Genomic DNA, 15,951 nt, shown 5'->3' with positions numbered 1-15,951 from the left:
CTCCCTCTCGTCAATGCGGAGTTTAGTAGGTACGAACCTTGGGTTCGAACGTATCAACAGTTTTCGGCTTGAAGTTGACGTCGCGCTGCTTCAGCTCTTTGGTGAGCGGGAAGTAGAGCGAGTGCTTCAGCCAGTTGACGTCATCACGGTCTGGGTAGTCGTAACGCGAATGGGCACCGCGGCTCTCTTTACGCTCAAGGGCAGCAATTGCCGTCGCTTCGGCCACTTCCATCAGGTTATCAAGTTCCAGTGCTTCTACACGCGCCGTGTTGAAAGCGTTGGATTTGTCAGGCAGGTGAGCATTGGCAATGCGGCCACGCAGGTTGGCAAGCTTCTCAACGCCTTCCAGCATGTTTTTCTCTTCACGGAATACACCGAAAGAGTTCTGCATGATGTCCTGAAGCTCTGCTTTCAGCGCAGGAATGCTCTCACCGCCTTCCGACTCGTTCCAACGAGTAATGCGCTTCATCGCTGATTCGATATCAGACTCGGAGGCATCCAGGTACTCAATACCTTCGTTCAGCGCGCCTTCAATAAACATACCGGCTGCACGGCCAAAGACCACCAGATCCAGCAAGGAGTTTCCGCCCAGACGGTTAGCACCGTGAACAGATACGCACGCTGCTTCACCACAGGCGAACAGACCGTTGATGATCTGGTCGTTGCCGCTTTCGTCCTGCAGAATCGCCTGACCATGAATGTTGGTCGGAATACCGCCCATCATATAGTGGCAGGTCGGCACGACCGGAATCGGATCTTTCGCCGGATCAACGTGGGCGAAGGTTTTGGAAAGCTCAACGATACCAGGCAGACGCTTGCTTAGAACTTCTTCACCCAAGTGGTCAAGCTTCAGGAAGACGTGGTCGCCCTTCTCGCCACAACCGCGGCCTTCCAGAATTTCCATGACCATGGAACGCGCAACAACGTCACGACCCGCCAGGTCTTTCGCGTTGGGCGCGTAACGCTCCATAAAGCGCTCGCCGTCTTTATTGATCAGGTAGCCACCTTCCCCGCGGCACCCTTCGGTTACCAGCGTGCCCGCACCGTAAATACCGGTCGGGTGGAACTGCCACATTTCCATATCCTGCATCGGGAAGCCCGCACGCAACGCCATACCGATACCGTCACCCGTATTGATCAGGGCATTGGTGGTAGACGCGTAAATTCGGCCAGCACCACCAGTCGCCAATACAGTGGCTTTGGATTTAACGTGAACAACCTCGCCAGTTTCAATGCACATGGCGATACAACCCACCACGTCACCGTTGCCATTCTTCACCAGATCAACCGCGTACCACTCATTCAAGAACGTTGTATTGTTCTTAAGGTTGTTCTGGTAAAGCGTGTGCAGCAGTGCGTGACCGGTACGGTCTGCCGCCGCGCAAGTACGCGCCGCTTGGCCGCCTTCACCGAAATTCTTGGACTGGCCACCGAACGGACGCTGATAGATGCGGCCGTTATCAAAGCGCGAAAACGGCAGGCCCATGTGCTCAAGTTCAAATACAGCTTTCGGGCCTTCAGAGCACATATACTCCGACGCGTCTTGGTCAGCGATATAGTCGCCGCCTTTAACAGTGTCGTACATGTGCCAGCGCCAATCGTCATTGGGATCAGAAGACGCGATAGCGCAGGTAATACCGCCCTGGGCAGAGACAGTGTGAGAGCGTGTCGGGAAAACTTTGGAAAGGACGGCTGTTTGTTTACCGGACTTCGCCAGTTCTAAAGCAGCGCGCAGGCCAGCGCCACCGCCACCGATAATAATGGCGTCAAACGTCAGGCTACGAAGGTTAGACATTTATCAAGCTCCCCACAGAATTTGAATGCCCCAAACCAGGTACACGAAGATAGCCAGAATAATCAGCGTCTGGACACCTACGCGCAGGCCAGTGGACTTAAGGTAATCAGTGGTTACGGTCCACAAGCCAATCCAGGCATGTGCTGCAATGGATATAAAAGCCAGCAATGAGAAGATCCGCATCCACGTTTGGTTAAACAGGCCGCTCCAGGTGTAGTAGTCAAGGTCTGGATTAAACAGCAGATAGGCCACCATAAAGACCGTGTAAACGGCCAGCACCACCGCAGACACGCGCTGCATCAGCCAATCAGACAGTCCGCTTCGGCCAAAACTTGTGACGTTGGTTACCATACCCAAACTCCTGCCAGAATAATTAGAACGGCACTTACCACAACGGTGATCTGTGCTTTTTGCACACCACCTTCTAGTGTCACACCAATATCGGCATCCATTAACAGGTGTTTAATCCCTGCTACAAAATGGAACGCCAGCGCAGAAAGCAGCCCCCAAGCAATGAACTTGGCCAATAGATTATTGGCAAGTGCGCTGCTAACGGCATCAAAGCCTGCTGGAGATGAAAGTGACTTACCCAACGCCCAAAAAGCGAACACCAGGCCAACGAACAGAATAACCCCCGTAATACGGTGGGCAATCGACGTCAGTGCCGGAAGTGGGAAGTGTATCGTTGTTAGATCTAAATTTACGGGTCGTTTGCTATTCACGGCTTATACACACTCTCTTGGCCCGCTCTGCGACAGGTCGGGCATAGCCCGAGCGGGCAGTGGTTGCTGGAAGGGGCTCGGCCGTTTGCCAAGTCGGGCACGACCACCTACCTGCCGGTCGCGCGCCGTGGATTATAAGAACCTTCGCCCCTGCTGACAAACCGAACTCGGACCTAACTCAATTATGATGTCAAAAAAAGCAGCTCACCCGAGTCGATTTTGCAATGCAGCATCGATATAGTGACAGCACTCTAGTCATTTGATAAGCCTGTTAAGGGTTCGTCAAATCTCTGCCACCTGGTTATTATAGCTAGCATTAACTATATACAAAAATTGTCTACAATAATAATTTTGCATAACATTACATGCACCATCCATGCCTAGCGCTTTGCATAATTGACAAAATGTCGCACGCTCTTATAGTGGGCAAACCTTTTCGCCGGTGCGGCATGCGAAACAATGACTTTACGTCCCAACCCGAATCCGAAAGGAGGCCAACATGGCTGACAGGAAAGCAACATTGACGGTAGACGGTCTTGATAAAACGATCGAATTACCCATGTACTCCGGCACCCTTGGCCCAGACGTTATTGATGTCCGTGGCTTAGGTGCGGAAGGCCTGTTCACCTACGACCCTGGCTTTATGGCCACCTCTTCTTGCCAATCTGCCATCACTTATATTGACGGCGGCAAAGGCGTACTGCTGCATCGCGGCTACCCTATTGACCAGCTGGCTAAAGAGTCCAACTTTGTTGAATTGAGCTATACCCTGCTTTTTGGTGAACTGCCCAACGACGAGCAGTACACTGACTTCGCTGCACGCATTCGTAATCACACAATGGTGCACGACCAAATCAACAACTTCTTTAAAGGGTTTCGCCGCGACGCGCATCCCATGTCGATTCTGTGTGGAGTCGTAGGCGGCCTTGCGGCGTTCTACCATGACCACATGGATATCACTAAAGAAGAAGACCGCACTATTAGTGCTATTCGCCTGATCGCCAAAATGCCTACTTTGGCGGCCATGTCGCACAAGTATAATGTTGGCCAGCCGTTTAATTACCCGCGCAACGACCTGAGCTATGCAGAGAATTTCCTCTACATGATGTTCAGCAACCCGTGCGAAGAGTACAAGATCAACCCGGTTTACGCGAAAGCGATGGACCGCATTTTCATGCTGCATGCTGACCATGAGCAGAATGCCTCCACCTCTACCGTACGCCTGGCAGGCTCTACCGGCGCCAACCCCTTTGCCTGCATCAGCGCTGGCATCGCGGCACTATGGGGCCCGGCGCACGGCGGCGCGAACGAAGCCGTACTGGCGATGCTTGATGAGATTGGTGACGACTCTGAAGAGAACATCCAACGCTTCATTGACAAGGCAAAAGACAAGGAAGACCCGTTCAAGCTGATGGGCTTTGGTCACCGCGTGTATCGCAACTTTGATCCACGCGCCAAGGTAATGAAAGAGACCTGCGACGAAGTGCTCGCCGAGCTGGGCATGGCGAACGACCCGCAGCTTAAAATTGCCAAGCGCCTAGAGCAAATTGCGCTGGAAGACGAATACTTCATCGAGCGCAAGCTTTACCCGAACGTCGACTTCTACTCCGGCATCATTTTGAAAGCGATGGGCATCCCCACCAATATGTTCACGGTGATCTTTGCCGTATCACGCACGATTGGCTGGATCTCTCATTGGAACGAAATGTTGAGCGAAAGCTATAAAATTGGTCGTCCGCGCCAGCTTTACATTGGCCATGACCAACGCGATTACCCGACAAAATAATTTTCGACGGTTTAATCATCAAGAAGGCCACCCTCGGGTGGCCTTCCTTGTTTAAGCGTCTCTGCTTTGATGTGACCGCCCTCCAAGCCTGCTGATTCCCGCAAGCCCTCCTCTCTAAACACATTCGAATACGTGCGCTAGACGAGCATTCTGACCTCATCAGCATGACACCCAACAACGCTTCTCCAAACGCTCGCGTCCCACCTCATCAATAGACGAAAGCACCAGCCAAAACGCTAGCAAAAGGCCGTAATAGCGCTTGACTTTTTTAAGAGCCAGGCTGGAAAAATGTTTTCCACACTATCTGTGGATAACCTTGTTCATAACCCTTCATAAATGCCCCTAAATCGCCATGAACAGTGACCTCCCCTTAAATTGGTTATTTTTTGACCGAACGTAAGCTATTGTTTTTAAATAAGATAAGTTAATTCGAATATTTTTCGCAGGTGCAGCACGGGGTTGTGCACAACCTTTAGCAAGGACCACCAAAAGTGGACAAGTCAAGCGAAAATACCACAAATAAAGTGGGGATTTAGCGATTTAGCTAGATAGCAGGCAGGAAAAAACGCAGCAAATGAAGGAGTTCATTACTACATCAATATGGGGATAGAAGAGTATAAAAGAGATGGCGTCCCATAGGGGGTTCGAACCCCTGTTACCGCCGTGAAAGGGCGGTGTCCTAGACCACTAGACGAATGGGACGTTACGACAAACAAACTAAATGGTGGAGCCTAGCGGGATCGAACCGCTGACCTCAACACTGCCAGTGTTGCGCTCTCCCAGCTGAGCTAAGGCCCCACATATCCTGAAGACGGAGCGTATAATACTGATTACGCTCGTCTTCGTCAAGGGCATTAATTACCTAGGAAAACGCCAGACGCCTAACGTCAATGGAGAATGGCGTTTCCTGCAGCCATTAGCTGAATGACTTACAGATCGCGGTACTCTTTTTCAAAACGTTTCGCTTGTTTCTTGGAAACGCCACCCAGCACATCAATAGCGCTGCGCAGACGCGCACGAGTGACATCGGAACCCAGGATCGCCATGGCATCCATAACAGACGTGCTCGAGCTACTGCCTGTAATCGCAATAAAAACGGGCGCCAGGAATGCTTTCATTTTAAGCTCGAAGTACTCTGACAAGCTCTTTACTTCGGCCAGCAACGCCTCTTTATCCCAGGCAGGTAGCACCTCGAAGCGCCAGACCAAAAACTGCAGCAATTTCACTAACTCGTCTTTCTCCAGCTTAATACTGGCGAAGTCATCTTCTGTAAGCGCAGGTAAGCCTGAGAAGAAGTGCCCGGCTAGCGGCATGATTTGTGAAAGTGTTTCTACGCGTGGGCGCACCTGGGGCAAAATCTGCCTTACATAGGCATCATTAAACGCCCATTCGCGCAGCGCAGTAAGCAGCGCATCGTCATCCAGATCCTCGCGGATATAAACGCCGTTGAGCCAGGTAAGCTTCTCTAGATCAAACACCGGCCCACCCAGCGAGACACGCTGAATATCAAACTCGGCCATCATATCGGGTAAGCTAAACTTCTCGCGCTCATCCGGCATGGACCAGCCCATACGGCCCAGGTAATTGGTAACCGCTTGAGGCAAAAAGCCCATCCGGCGATAGAAATTAATCGACGTGGGATTTTTACGTTTGGAAAGCTTGGATTTGTCGGGGTTACGCAAAAGCGGCATATGGCATAGCTCAGGCATTTCCCAACCAAAGTATTCATATAACAGCTGGTGTTTGGGTGCGGAGTTAATCCATTCTTCGCCACGCAGTACATGCGTGATTTCCATTAAATGGTCATCTACCACATTCGCCAAATGGTAAGTAGGCATGCCGTCCGACTTGAGCAGTATCTGCGCGTCAACTTGTGCCCACTCCACTTCAATCGTACCGCGCAGCATATCGTTTACTACGCAGACACCTTCGCTGGGCACGTTCATACGCACGACATAAGGCCAGCCTTCCTGCTGCCGGCGTGCAGCTTCTGCGTCATCCAAAGCCAAGTCACCCGGCTTGAGAGCCAGATGCAAGCCTGCTGCCTTACGCGACTCACGCAGCTCATCCAGTTCTTCTGCGGTGCGGTAGCATTTAAACGCATGGCCAGCGTCCAGCAACTGCTGAGCATGCTTCGCATAAATATCGCCACGTTCGCTTTGGCGGTACGGACCATATGGACCGCCAACGTCTGGCCCCTCATCCCACTCCAACCCAAGCCAGCGCAAGGAGTCCAGAATCATCTGCTCTGACTCAGGCGTTGAGCGTACGCGGTCCGTGTCCTCAATACGCAAAATAAACTGCCCGCCATGCTGACGCGCAAAGCATAAATTGAACAGCGCAATATACGCCGTACCAACGTGGGGATCCCCAGTTGGGGAAGGTGCAATGCGAGTACGAACGGTCATCAAGACATCCTTATAGCGAGAAAGCGTAGCGATATTATACCTACCCTACGCATAACCAACAGCGCTGTAGATGGAACGACTTCCATATTAAAGCGTCTTACAAAAAGTAATACGGTTATAAGATTACAAGATGCGCGACACTGAACAATCGCTTAGTATGGCGCGGCGTCGATGATCGGCGATCATGCTTATAAAAAGTGCTTAAACGCACTAAGCGTGCTCACATCGCTGCAACTGTGGTTGAAGTAAACTTAACGAGCTTACACAGCTCAATTATAGGAAATCGAAATGGAATCGCTAGGCTCACGTATTAAGCAATTGCGTCTTAGGGCCAAGCTCAACAAAGCTGCCCTAGCACGTAACGTTGGCGTGTCGGATGTTACTATTTCCTACTGGGAATCAGGTGCAATTAAACAAATTGGTCACGAGCGTTTGGTCGCTCTAGCCGAGGCGTTGGATTGTTCACTTGCTACCTTGCTGGAAGGCGACACCGCCCCTCAACTGTTGACGTTGAAACACACTGGCCCCCTCCCCTGGGAACAGGTGCAAGCAACGACAATTACCGTTCCACACCATTTAGCGTTAAATATCGACTGGAAAGCGCCCTGCGTCATGGCAACGCCAGATTCAGGCACTGACTTTTCACCCGTCGCAGCCAATGATTTACTGCTGCTGGGCCCGACACACGTATTTCATAAAGCCGGGCATTATCTTGTCAGTCGCGACGAGCGTTTTGTACTTGAGCACTTTGCAAAAGCGCCTTCTGACGTAGAAATACATGCGGTACTGCTAGCCCATTGGCGTTCTGTCTAAAGCATCTACATCCCCGTAAATGTTAATGCACTTCCACCTGGTCACGTGTTCGTCTTGGCTCCTCCCCCACCAAGAAACGGCGTGAGTAGGTGGCCACTTGACCCAACCCATGGCGGGATTGGCTAACCAGCTCACCCGCCAAATTCTCCCCGCGATTACCGATCACGGCTTGTACGGTTTGAGGCTGCACACTGGCTTCGGAAAGCTGCACATGTACGATATAGCCACCATCCGGCAAACCGCTCCCTGAACCAAATGGACCGGCCATAAAGCCTCCGTCACTAACCCGCGCACGTGCCCTCCAGCGCACACGACTCACTTCACGCTCGACAATAACCTGCACCTGCGCCTGATCAGGTAGATTGGTTTCTCCCTCCACCATCAGACGCCGATCAGGGCGCAAGGCAACCGATGTCGAAATAGCTACTTCCAAGGGTATGATGGTCGCAGGCTCTTCCGCTACAGAAGCGTCAGCCGGTTGCGTGCTGGTAGCTGTCTGTTCAGATAAATTACGCGGGGGTTCGTCTTCGGAATCGCTGCATCCTGCAGCCGACATCGTCACTACCAATAATAGGCCAAAGCCCGTTTGTCGCTTATACCCTGTTCGTAACTTACACATAGTGCTTCCTCAAAAACGGCGGCTTCCAGACTATCACTGCCACCTCCTGGCAGCAGTGAATTCGATCACTCATGAAGCATCGGGAAGAGGAGCGATGGCGGTCATAAGCAAGGTGCCGTTTGGGCTACTTCATTTCAAAGCCACGCTGAATCAAGAAGTCACGCATATGGGGTCGTAGTTTGTTATCAAACAGCGGCTTCAGGTTTTGTGACCAATCGGAGTCTTTATTGCCACTGCTACGCGACTGATAATACGCCTGCATGGTGTCATCAAACGCTTGCACCTGCGCACTGTCGTCGCTGTAGTAGTCTTCTTTTAAGATCGCTTCAACCGGCAGGCGGGGCTTTACCTCCGGTTCATGAGACGGATAGCCAAGGCACATACCAAATACAGGGTAAACATGCTCAGGCAGCTTTAACAGATCGCTAACCGCTTGGGGGTTATTGCGAATGCCGCCAATATAACAGATGCCCAGCCCTTCTGATTCAGCAGCTGTCGCAACATTCTGCGCCATTAAGGCAGTGTCTACCGTGGCTACCAACAGCTGTTCTGTCATCCCTCGAACAACGTTGGAACCCGCCCGCTCTGATGCCTCGGTTGGGCGCTTCATATCGGCACAGAAGACCAGAAAGTCCGCACAACTGGCAATATAAGACTGGCCACCCGCTAACTCAGCAATCTGTTCGCGATTAGCCGGATTTGTAACATGAATAACCGTATAGGCTTGAACATGACTGGACGTTGCCGCGCCTTGACCCGCTTGGATAAGTTCGATCAGAAGCTCACGTGCAATCGGCTGATCCTTGAATTTTCGAACTGAACGGTGGGATTTCAAGAGTTTAATAACGTCGTTCATGGTACCTCGCCTTTATAAATCAGTATCGCTTATCAACACTAGAATCGCACAGCCGCACGCTAATAGCCTACTGCTAAACGCTTTTATCCAATAAGCGCAAACATGGGCTTGCTAGCGAAGCTGGCTGTCTTTACTACCTCGGCGATTATAGCTGCTAGCGTTCGACTGTTTTTTGTCGTGCTCGTTCTGGCAAACAACGCACAGCCGAACCCCAGGGACTGCCATGCGGCGCGCCTCAGGAATCACCTCATCGCACTCCTCACAATACTTACGGCTTTCGCCCTGCGGCAGCCGACTGCGGGCAAGCTCGACAGCATCATCCAGTGTTCTTTCGATTTGCTCTTGTTCGGCACCCTCTTTTGCCCATCCGCCTGCCATTATGGAACTCCCTACTCGCTGGTTTATCTATCAAGGTAGCAGCTATCGGTAGGCCACGAATATTCCACTAATGGAGTCGCTTAGCGTTAAGAAATTTTCCTTACATACAAGGATGTTGTAGCGCTTCAGGCTATACTCTTTGATAATCCCCTGATGAAACATAACGATGCCAGGAAGCTGCCATGAATAACATTAAATCTGATGCCTCTGGTCAAGAGTGGAATGCCGGACAATATGCGGAAAATGCCCATTTTGTTCCCAGATTGGGCAGTGACGTCGTAAAGCTGCTCTCGCCACAACCAGGCCAGCGCATTTTGGATCTGGGCTGCGGCGACGGCGTATTAACCGAACGTTTAATGCATCTTGGTGCTGATGTATTAGGCATTGACTCATCAGAGGAAATGGTGACAGCCGCCCGCCAACGCGGCGTTACCGCTCGCGTTGTTGATGCCCATGAGCTTCCGTTTGACCACGAATTTGATGCCGTTTTCAGTAACGCCTCACTTCATTGGATGCTGGATCCTCAAGCTGTTCTTTCTGGTGTTAAGCGTGCTTTAAAACCGGGTGGGCGGTTCGTGGCTGAGTTTGGCGGACATGGTAATGTCGCGGCTATTTGTACCGCGCTCATTGCTTCGCTTCAGTTTCGGGGTATTAGCGCTCGCGGTCGGCACCCCTGGTATTTTCCGACCACAGAAGAGTACGCGCACCTGCTGCAAACGGTTGGTTTTCAGATAGACTCAATTGAGCTGCTTCCACGTCCCACCGCGTTACCGGCGGGGATGGCAGGCTGGCTTGAAACCTTCGCCAATCCGTTTTTACATGGATTAGAAGATGACCTTCGAGACTCAATTATGGATAACACCATGATTCTTCTTGGTCATAGCTTAAAAGATGGCCAAGGAAACTGGACAGCAGATTATGTCCGCTTACGCGTCTCAGCCCACGTATAACCTGTTACAGGCCGCCTGCCAGAGCAACATGCTTGTAGCCCTGGCAGGCATCCAGCCCCCGTTCTTAAAACAGCTAGAGTAGTTAAAACAGTTAAAACGCGTCCCACTCCTCAGCTGCGCTCTCTTTAGCAATACTTTCTCTACCAACGCCCTCTTTGCCAACGCTCTCTTTTATGACGGCTGTTTTCGCAGGCAGTTGGTTTGATGAGGTGGCAGGTGCTTGCTCATCTAGCCGAAACGTCGCTATCAACGTGGCTAACTGCTGCGCCTGGTCTTCAAGCGCGCTGGCTGCACTACTGGTTTGTTGCACCAAAGCAGCATTTTGCTGAGTGACCGAATCCATTTCAGTGAGTGCGGCATTAATCTGTTCAATGCCCCCATCCTGCTCACGACTTGCCGTGGATATCTCGCTCATCAACGTGGTTACCTGCCCAATCGCCTGCACCGTTTGTTGAATCGTATGTCCACTGCGTTCAGCCTGTTCCGCGCCGCCGTTAATTTGTGATGTTGTTTGCCCAATCAAGTCACGAATTTCTTTGGCGGAGGCGGCACTGCGCGTAGCCAACGAGCGCACCTCACTGGCAACAACCGCAAATCCACGCCCCTGTTCTCCGGCTCTAGCAGCTTCAACCGATGCATTAAGCGCCAGGATATTGGTTTGAAAAGCAATCGAGTCAATAACCCCGATAATGTCGTTAACGCGGTTTGCGCTGGATGCAATGTCACGCATCAACTGTACCGTGCGCTGCACTTCTTCGCCGCTAGCTTCCGCTGATTGAGAAGCAGCAATCGACAGCTGGTCTGCAGTGTGAGCGGTTTCTGCGTTTTTGCTTACGGTTGCTGACATTTGCTCCATGCTGGAAGCTGTTTGCTGCAGCGCAGATGCCTGCTGCTCTGTGCGCGAAGAGAGGTCCTGACTTCCCGATGAAATATCGCCCGCGCCATTAAAAACGCTCTCGCTACTACTGCGTAGAGAGTGCACCAGTGCTTTCAGCTTGGCCTGCATGTCCGCCAGGGCGCTGAACAATTGGCCCACCTCGTTACGCCCTCGCGCTTCAATGCGGTCGGTCAAATCTCCTTCGGCAATGGTGGCAAAATGCGCTATTGCCTGGTTAAGCGGGCGCACGACGCTGTGCATCATGGCCATACGGATAATAGTAGCGGCCACTAACGAAAGGATGAGCAACGCTAACGCAATCACGCCGACCGTTTGGGTCAAATTCCCCACCTGCTCGATCACGCGCTGTCCCCGCGCTTCGGTGTAAGCGATAAAATCGTTCATGGCCTCATCCAGCCGTACACCACTCTCGCCTAATGCCTCCTGGTGACGCTGCACCTGGAACGGCGGAGCCTCCAGCAGGGGCACAATGCCGTTGGTAACAAATGCCTCGTAGCTTAAAACAACAGCCTCATGGTAGCCGGCAAGCTCACTTTCTTCTGGCACCGACAACGCACTGAATTCATCAAAATTCGCTTGGGCCATTGCTACGGCCTCAATCGCCAGCTGAAGGCTTTCCAGGCCTTTATCAGGATTGCCTTGCGTACTGAAGCTTGCAAAACGGTCCAGGAACGTTTGTGCTCTGAGTGCATTGACTTGGGTACGGTTGGCAAGACTGGTTAACCGAACATTGACATCGGCTAACTCCTCAAGCGCTCGGCCGCTGGTGTGATTGGCATAAAACCCCAATCCACTTATCAGTCCTATCATCAATACCATCAACGCGAGCGCTGCGGTCAAAGTCCACTTAATAGAGAGATGTCTCATCCAGTTGATTCCCTTGCCGTTTATGGTTGTTCATTACTATCGGCAAGAGTAAACCAAGCTGAAGTACTTTATGTGCCACTATCGACCTATGTATAACTAAAAGGTATAAAAAAACCCACCATGGCTCAGGCCACGATGGGTAAATACCGACGCTTTTTTAAACAGCGGTATTTTTAAGGGTTGCCATATCAATCACGAAACGATAACGCACATCGCCTTTCGCCATGCGCTCAAACCCTTCGTTGATATTATTGATATCCAACATTTCGATATCACACGTGATGTTTTGCTCGGCACACAGCGTTAAAAGTTCTTGTGTTTCAGCAATGCCACCAATTAAAGAACCTGCCACGACGCGACGCTTGAATACCAGATTGAAGGCTTCAATAGGAGGCTCGATAGGCTCCAGCAAACCAACAAGAATATGCGTACCGTCGTATTTAAGCGCCTTTAGGTAAGGGTTTAGGTCGTGCTGAACGGGTACGGTATCCATCATGAAGTCAAAGCTCTCAGCCACGGCTTCCATCTGTGCTGGGTCGCTTGAAACCACCACATGGTCGGCGCCATTACGCCTGGCTTCTTCTACTTTGGCATCGGAACGGGTAAAGACGGTCACTTCTACGCCAAGTGCTTTGGCCAGTTTCACAGCCATATGGCCCAAACCACCCATACCGATAACGCCCAGCTTATGTCCTTTGCCGATACCAAAGTGCTTAAGCGGCGAATAGGTAGTGATACCTGCGCATAAAATAGGGGCTGCAGAGGCAAGGTCGATGCCATCAGGCATGCTCAACACAAAATGTTCGCTCACCACGATGCTATCGGAATAGCCGCCCTGGGTAATCGTGCCGTCCTGGCGGTCTTCACTACCGTAGGTCATGGTGGACCCTTCCTGGCAGTACTGTTCAACACCATCGTTACAGGCACTACAGGTGCGGCAAGAATCAACCATGCAGCCAACGCCAACTAAATCGCCTGCTTTAAAACGGCTCACCTGACTGCCTACCGAGGTTACTCGGCCTACAATTTCATGCCCCGGCACGACCGGGTATTGGCTCATACCCCAATCGTTCTGAGCAAAGTGCAGGTCGCTATGACAAACACCGCAGTAAAGAATTTCTATGGCGACATCATCGGCACGCGGTTGACGACGCTCGAATGAAAAAGGCGCTAACGGTTTATCCGCCGCAAAGGCAGCGTAGGATTTAGCTTGGCTCATCAGATAAAACTCCTTAAATCGGTGATCCTCGGGACCGTGAGGACGCCTGACCATTATTCGCCGATTAAACCGCAATAACGATGAGCGAAGCTCCGTATTTTTTGCCTATTCCTACAAATCACTGTGATAAAATAACAAAAATAAGCCTATATTATGGCACTATTATCCGAAGTCACCCATTTTTTTGCACGTTTATGGCAGGTCTTCATGAGTTCGTTGCTTCCTACCTACCCGCCCTTGGCGCGCACTATTGCAGCGCTCACCAAGGCAGACGGCATCACCCAGACGCACCTACCGGGCGTCTCGCTGCTCTGCCTTAGGCGCCACCAAGTGCGCACTCCGCTACTGTACGAGCCCAGCCTGACCGTTATCGCCCTGGGCCGGAAAGTGGGCTATCTGGGCGATCGTGAAATTCACTACAATCCCGGCCACTACCTGGTACAGACCCTGCCGCTGCCGTTTGAGTGTGAAACTCATGGCTCACCCGAAGCGCCGCTGCTGGGCATTTCGGTAAAGCTGGATCCTGCCCTGTTAAGCGAGATGGTCATGACCATGGGCGATACCGGCGCACCCGCTCTTTCTCCCAAGCCCATGGCGTCGGTTGCCATGACAGAAGGAATGCAGGATGCCGTTGCCCGCTTGGCAGACACGCTGAAATGCGAAACAGAGTGCGCGGTCATGGGGGTGTCGCGCATCCGCGAGGTGATCTTCGAGGCGCTGAAAGGAGAGCAGGGGCCCGCACTCAGGGCGCTGGTGAACGGCCAAGGGCACTATTCACGCATTGTGCAGGTGCTATCGAAGCTTCACGTAAACTTCGCCGATGAGTTTACGGTTGAACAGTTGGCTCAGCGAGCCAGTATGAGCGTTTCGACGTTCCATCACTATTTCAAGCAGATTACTCGCGCCTCGCCTGCCCAGTACCTGAAGCGGCTACGGTTGATAAAAGCCCAGCAGCTTCTGTCGCAACAGGATCATAATGTCAACCAAGCGGCCTTGGCGGTCGGCTATCGTAGCGTGCCGCAATTCAGCCGTGACTATAAACGCTACTTTGGCGAATCTCCCCTGCAACATCGCCGCCAGGAGCAGATGCTGCAAGGGTAGTTATCGCTTACTTGGCTAGCTCACTTGGCGAAATTACTTTGCAGACTTACTTTGCAAATATTTGGCTCTTGTCCTTGAACGCCTTGAACTCTAGCGCGTTACCACAGGGGTCGAGCAGGAACATGGTGGCTTGCTCGCCCACTTCACCTTTAAAGCGTACGTAAGGCTCGATCACAAAAACGGTGTTGCGTGACGTCAAGCGCTCAGCAAGTGCTTCCCACTCATCCCACTCTAAAATTACGCCGAAATGCGGCACCGGTACGTCGTGGCCATCTACCGGGTTGGTATGGGCATTCTCTTGGCTGGGCGTTTTAGGGTGGCCGTGAATTACCAGTTGGTGACCAAAAAAGTTGAAGTCGACCCAGTTGTCACTGGAGCGCCCTTCTTCCAGACCAAAAACGTCGTTGTAAAAAGCCCGGGCTAGCGCTACATCGTAAACCGGGATGGCCAGATGAAAGGGGGAAAGGCTCATAGTGGTCTCCTGCTCGCTATCGTTATGTAATGAGTGACACAAAGTGCCAACCCGTGATGATCATCCTAGGCCGAGCCTTATAAAAATAAAATCAATATCTTTTTCGCTCATTCACAAATATTATTTATCAATGATAAGAGAGCTTAAAACCCTAACAGCCGTTGCTCAAGAAGGCACCTTTGCCTCGGCAGGCCAGAAAATTGGCTTAACGCAAGCGGCTGTTAGCGCACAGATGAAGCGGCTGGAAGAACAGCTGGGCGTTACCCTGTTTGCCCGAAAAGGGCGTGCGGCGGTATTAACGGCGCAAGGTCAGGAAGTTCTTCATCAGGCGCATACCCTACTCGCCCTTTACCGGACACTTGGTGAAGCCAATACCGACAAGCCTGCGAGCACGCCGGTGAACATAGGCGCTATTGCCTCCATTCAGCGCTCGCTACTGCCCAGTGCCTTGGCCCGTTTTCACCGAGCCTATCCCGACTGCCGAAGCCACGTGGTGCCAGGGCTCTCCATGGCGCTGGTCAATCAGGTGGATGCAGGCGAGCTTGATATGGCGGCCATTATTCGCCCGCCTTTCTCACTGCACAGCGATTTACGCTGGACACCACTGGCCCATGAACCTTACCGCCTAATCGTCCCGGCCTTAACGGAAGGCGATGATTGGCGCGAACGACTCAGCCACGGACCTTTTGTGCGTTACGACCGCACCTCGTTTGGCGGCCGCCAAGTCGACCGCTTTTTACGCGCCCAGCACTGCCATGTGCATGAGCTGTGTGAGGTGGACGAGCTGGATACCATTATCCAATTGGTGGCCAACGGCGTGGGCATTGCCCTGGTGCCAGAGGTAGCCGCCCTGCAGCCCTGGCCACCAGCGGTGCGCGCCATCCCGCTGGGTGAACATACGTTTCATCGGGATGTAGGATTGATTCATCGCGCAAGCAGCCAGTTAAGCGCCCCAGCCCGCGCGCTTGCCCAACTGATTTGTGAAGCTACCAATCCCCACTATTGAATCCAAAAAAAACGCTAGCCCCTTAAAAAGGGGCTAGCGTTATCGACCGCACCTGACATGA

At 52.1% G+C, this 15,951-nt stretch carries 15 protein-coding genes and 2 tRNA genes; 5 read left to right on the top strand and 12 right to left on the bottom strand.

Annotated features, from left to right (window positions below; genetic code table 11):
• Positions 1 to 22 precede the first annotated feature (22 nt).
• From sdhA to sdhC, 3 genes are read right to left on the bottom strand one after another with little or no spacing between them, the layout of a single operon-like run.
• Positions 23 to 1,795, bottom strand: coding sequence for a succinate dehydrogenase flavoprotein subunit (sdhA, locus tag ACT3RU_RS10495; RefSeq protein WP_087106270.1), 1,773 nt, complete (start codon positions 1,793 to 1,795; stop codon positions 23 to 25).
• 3 nt (positions 1,796 to 1,798) lie between these two features.
• Positions 1,799 to 2,146, bottom strand: a complete 348-nt coding sequence (gene sdhD, locus ACT3RU_RS10490) for a succinate dehydrogenase, hydrophobic membrane anchor protein (RefSeq protein ID WP_087106273.1) — start codon at positions 2,144 to 2,146, stop codon at positions 1,799 to 1,801.
• Positions 2,140 to 2,517: a succinate dehydrogenase, cytochrome b556 subunit gene (gene sdhC / locus ACT3RU_RS10485; protein WP_087106275.1), complete on the bottom strand. Its 378-nt coding sequence runs from the start codon at positions 2,515 to 2,517 to the stop codon at positions 2,140 to 2,142. The genes sdhD and sdhC overlap by 7 nt, the downstream gene beginning before the upstream one ends.
• A gap of 499 nt (positions 2,518 to 3,016) precedes the next feature.
• Here sdhC and gltA point away from each other — a divergent pair, with 499 nt between their 5' ends.
• Positions 3,017 to 4,303 carry a citrate synthase gene (gltA, locus tag ACT3RU_RS10480; RefSeq protein ID WP_192527820.1) on the top strand — a complete coding sequence of 429 codons (1,287 nt, stop codon included), beginning with the start codon at positions 3,017 to 3,019 and terminating at the stop codon, positions 4,301 to 4,303.
• Positions 4,304 to 4,929: 626 nt separating this feature from the next.
• Here the strand turns inward: gltA and ACT3RU_RS10475 are convergent.
• The 3 genes from ACT3RU_RS10475 to gltX form a co-directional block, all read right to left on the bottom strand.
• A tRNA-Glu gene (locus ACT3RU_RS10475) sits at positions 4,930 to 5,005 on the bottom strand.
• 20 nt (positions 5,006 to 5,025) lie between these two features.
• A tRNA-Ala gene (locus tag ACT3RU_RS10470) sits at positions 5,026 to 5,101 on the bottom strand.
• Positions 5,102 to 5,232: 131 nt separating this feature from the next.
• A complete protein-coding gene (gltX, locus tag ACT3RU_RS10465) occupies positions 5,233 to 6,711 on the bottom strand; it encodes a glutamate--tRNA ligase (RefSeq protein WP_192527821.1) in 1,479 nt (492 codons plus the stop codon).
• A gap of 288 nt (positions 6,712 to 6,999) precedes the next feature.
• Here gltX and ACT3RU_RS10460 point away from each other — a divergent pair, with 288 nt between their 5' ends.
• Positions 7,000 to 7,524 (top strand): helix-turn-helix domain-containing protein, encoded by a 525-nt coding sequence (locus ACT3RU_RS10460; protein ID WP_087106281.1) that lies wholly within the window; start codon positions 7,000 to 7,002, stop codon positions 7,522 to 7,524.
• Between the two features lie 22 nt (positions 7,525 to 7,546).
• Here ACT3RU_RS10460 and ACT3RU_RS10455 read toward each other — a convergent pair whose 3' ends face one another.
• The 3 genes from ACT3RU_RS10455 to ACT3RU_RS10445 form a co-directional block, all read right to left on the bottom strand.
• Positions 7,547 to 8,143: a hypothetical protein gene (locus tag ACT3RU_RS10455; RefSeq protein WP_192527822.1), complete on the bottom strand. Its 597-nt coding sequence runs from the start codon at positions 8,141 to 8,143 to the stop codon at positions 7,547 to 7,549.
• 124 nt (positions 8,144 to 8,267) lie between these two features.
• The gene (nfsA, locus tag ACT3RU_RS10450) at positions 8,268 to 8,999 is read right to left on the bottom strand and encodes an oxygen-insensitive NADPH nitroreductase (RefSeq protein WP_192527823.1); all 732 of its coding nucleotides are present in this window, start codon (positions 8,997 to 8,999) and stop codon (positions 8,268 to 8,270) included.
• Between the two features lie 111 nt (positions 9,000 to 9,110).
• Complete coding sequence (locus tag ACT3RU_RS10445) at positions 9,111 to 9,377, bottom strand: DksA/TraR family C4-type zinc finger protein (RefSeq protein WP_192527824.1); 267 nt, start codon at positions 9,375 to 9,377, stop codon at positions 9,111 to 9,113.
• A gap of 182 nt (positions 9,378 to 9,559) precedes the next feature.
• Here ACT3RU_RS10445 and ACT3RU_RS10440 point away from each other — a divergent pair, with 182 nt between their 5' ends.
• Complete coding sequence (locus ACT3RU_RS10440) at positions 9,560 to 10,327, top strand: class I SAM-dependent methyltransferase (protein WP_087106290.1); 768 nt, start codon at positions 9,560 to 9,562, stop codon at positions 10,325 to 10,327.
• Between the two features lie 91 nt (positions 10,328 to 10,418).
• Here the strand turns inward: ACT3RU_RS10440 and ACT3RU_RS10435 are convergent, their stop codons facing one another.
• Positions 10,419 to 12,092, bottom strand: coding sequence for a methyl-accepting chemotaxis protein (locus tag ACT3RU_RS10435; protein ID WP_192527825.1), 1,674 nt, complete (start codon positions 12,090 to 12,092; stop codon positions 10,419 to 10,421).
• A gap of 157 nt (positions 12,093 to 12,249) precedes the next feature.
• Positions 12,250 to 13,311, bottom strand: a complete 1,062-nt coding sequence (locus ACT3RU_RS10430; protein ID WP_087106294.1) for an NAD(P)-dependent alcohol dehydrogenase — start codon at positions 13,309 to 13,311, stop codon at positions 12,250 to 12,252.
• Between the two features lie 207 nt (positions 13,312 to 13,518).
• Between ACT3RU_RS10430 and ACT3RU_RS10425 the strand changes: the two genes are divergently transcribed.
• Positions 13,519 to 14,412, top strand: a complete 894-nt coding sequence (locus ACT3RU_RS10425; RefSeq protein ID WP_192527826.1) for an AraC family transcriptional regulator — start codon at positions 13,519 to 13,521, stop codon at positions 14,410 to 14,412.
• 46 nt (positions 14,413 to 14,458) lie between these two features.
• Here ACT3RU_RS10425 and ACT3RU_RS10420 read toward each other — a convergent pair whose 3' ends face one another.
• Entirely contained in the window at positions 14,459 to 14,884 is a 426-nt protein-coding gene (locus ACT3RU_RS10420) for a VOC family protein (protein ID WP_087106298.1), read from the bottom strand.
• A gap of 130 nt (positions 14,885 to 15,014) precedes the next feature.
• Between ACT3RU_RS10420 and ACT3RU_RS10415 the strand changes: the two genes are divergently transcribed.
• Complete coding sequence (locus ACT3RU_RS10415; RefSeq protein ID WP_192527827.1) at positions 15,015 to 15,890, top strand: LysR family transcriptional regulator; 876 nt, start codon at positions 15,015 to 15,017, stop codon at positions 15,888 to 15,890.
• The last annotated feature ends 61 nt before the right edge of the window (positions 15,891 to 15,951 follow it).

It is taken from the genome of Halomonas sp. TP35, assembly GCF_052375975.1.
In the GTDB taxonomy this organism is placed as follows: Bacteria; Pseudomonadota; Gammaproteobacteria; order Pseudomonadales; family Halomonadaceae; genus Vreelandella; species Vreelandella citrativorans.
The sequence above is the reverse complement of the archived record's forward strand: the minus strand, read 5'-3'. Positions and strand labels throughout refer to the sequence as shown.

What these genes read in the sequence shown, in the direction of transcription:
- ACT3RU_RS10435 (WP_192527825.1), bottom strand. Translation starts at nt 12,092, where the DNA reads ATGAGACATCTCTCTATTAAGTGGACTTTGACCGCAGCGCTCGCGTTG.
- gltX (WP_192527821.1), bottom strand. Translation starts at nt 6,711, where the DNA reads ATGACCGTTCGTACTCGCATTGCACCTTCCCCAACTGGGGATCCCCAC.
- ACT3RU_RS10430 (WP_087106294.1), bottom strand. Translation starts at nt 13,311, where the DNA reads ATGAGCCAAGCTAAATCCTACGCTGCCTTTGCGGCGGATAAACCGTTA.
- ACT3RU_RS10455 (WP_192527822.1), bottom strand. Translation starts at nt 8,143, where the DNA reads ATGTGTAAGTTACGAACAGGGTATAAGCGACAAACGGGCTTTGGCCTA.
- ACT3RU_RS10440 (WP_087106290.1), top strand. Translation starts at nt 9,560, where the DNA reads ATGAATAACATTAAATCTGATGCCTCTGGTCAAGAGTGGAATGCCGGA.
- ACT3RU_RS10415 (WP_192527827.1), top strand. Translation starts at nt 15,015, where the DNA reads ATGATAAGAGAGCTTAAAACCCTAACAGCCGTTGCTCAAGAAGGCACC.
- sdhA (WP_087106270.1), bottom strand. Translation starts at nt 1,795, where the DNA reads ATGTCTAACCTTCGTAGCCTGACGTTTGACGCCATTATTATCGGTGGC.
- gltA (WP_192527820.1), top strand. Translation starts at nt 3,017, where the DNA reads ATGGCTGACAGGAAAGCAACATTGACGGTAGACGGTCTTGATAAAACG.
- ACT3RU_RS10445 (WP_192527824.1), bottom strand. Translation starts at nt 9,377, where the DNA reads ATGGCAGGCGGATGGGCAAAAGAGGGTGCCGAACAAGAGCAAATCGAA.
- ACT3RU_RS10420 (WP_087106298.1), bottom strand. Translation starts at nt 14,884, where the DNA reads ATGAGCCTTTCCCCCTTTCATCTGGCCATCCCGGTTTACGATGTAGCG.
- nfsA (WP_192527823.1), bottom strand. Translation starts at nt 8,999, where the DNA reads ATGAACGACGTTATTAAACTCTTGAAATCCCACCGTTCAGTTCGAAAA.
- sdhD (WP_087106273.1), bottom strand. Translation starts at nt 2,146, where the DNA reads ATGGTAACCAACGTCACAAGTTTTGGCCGAAGCGGACTGTCTGATTGG.
- ACT3RU_RS10460 (WP_087106281.1), top strand. Translation starts at nt 7,000, where the DNA reads ATGGAATCGCTAGGCTCACGTATTAAGCAATTGCGTCTTAGGGCCAAG.
- ACT3RU_RS10425 (WP_192527826.1), top strand. Translation starts at nt 13,519, where the DNA reads ATGAGTTCGTTGCTTCCTACCTACCCGCCCTTGGCGCGCACTATTGCA.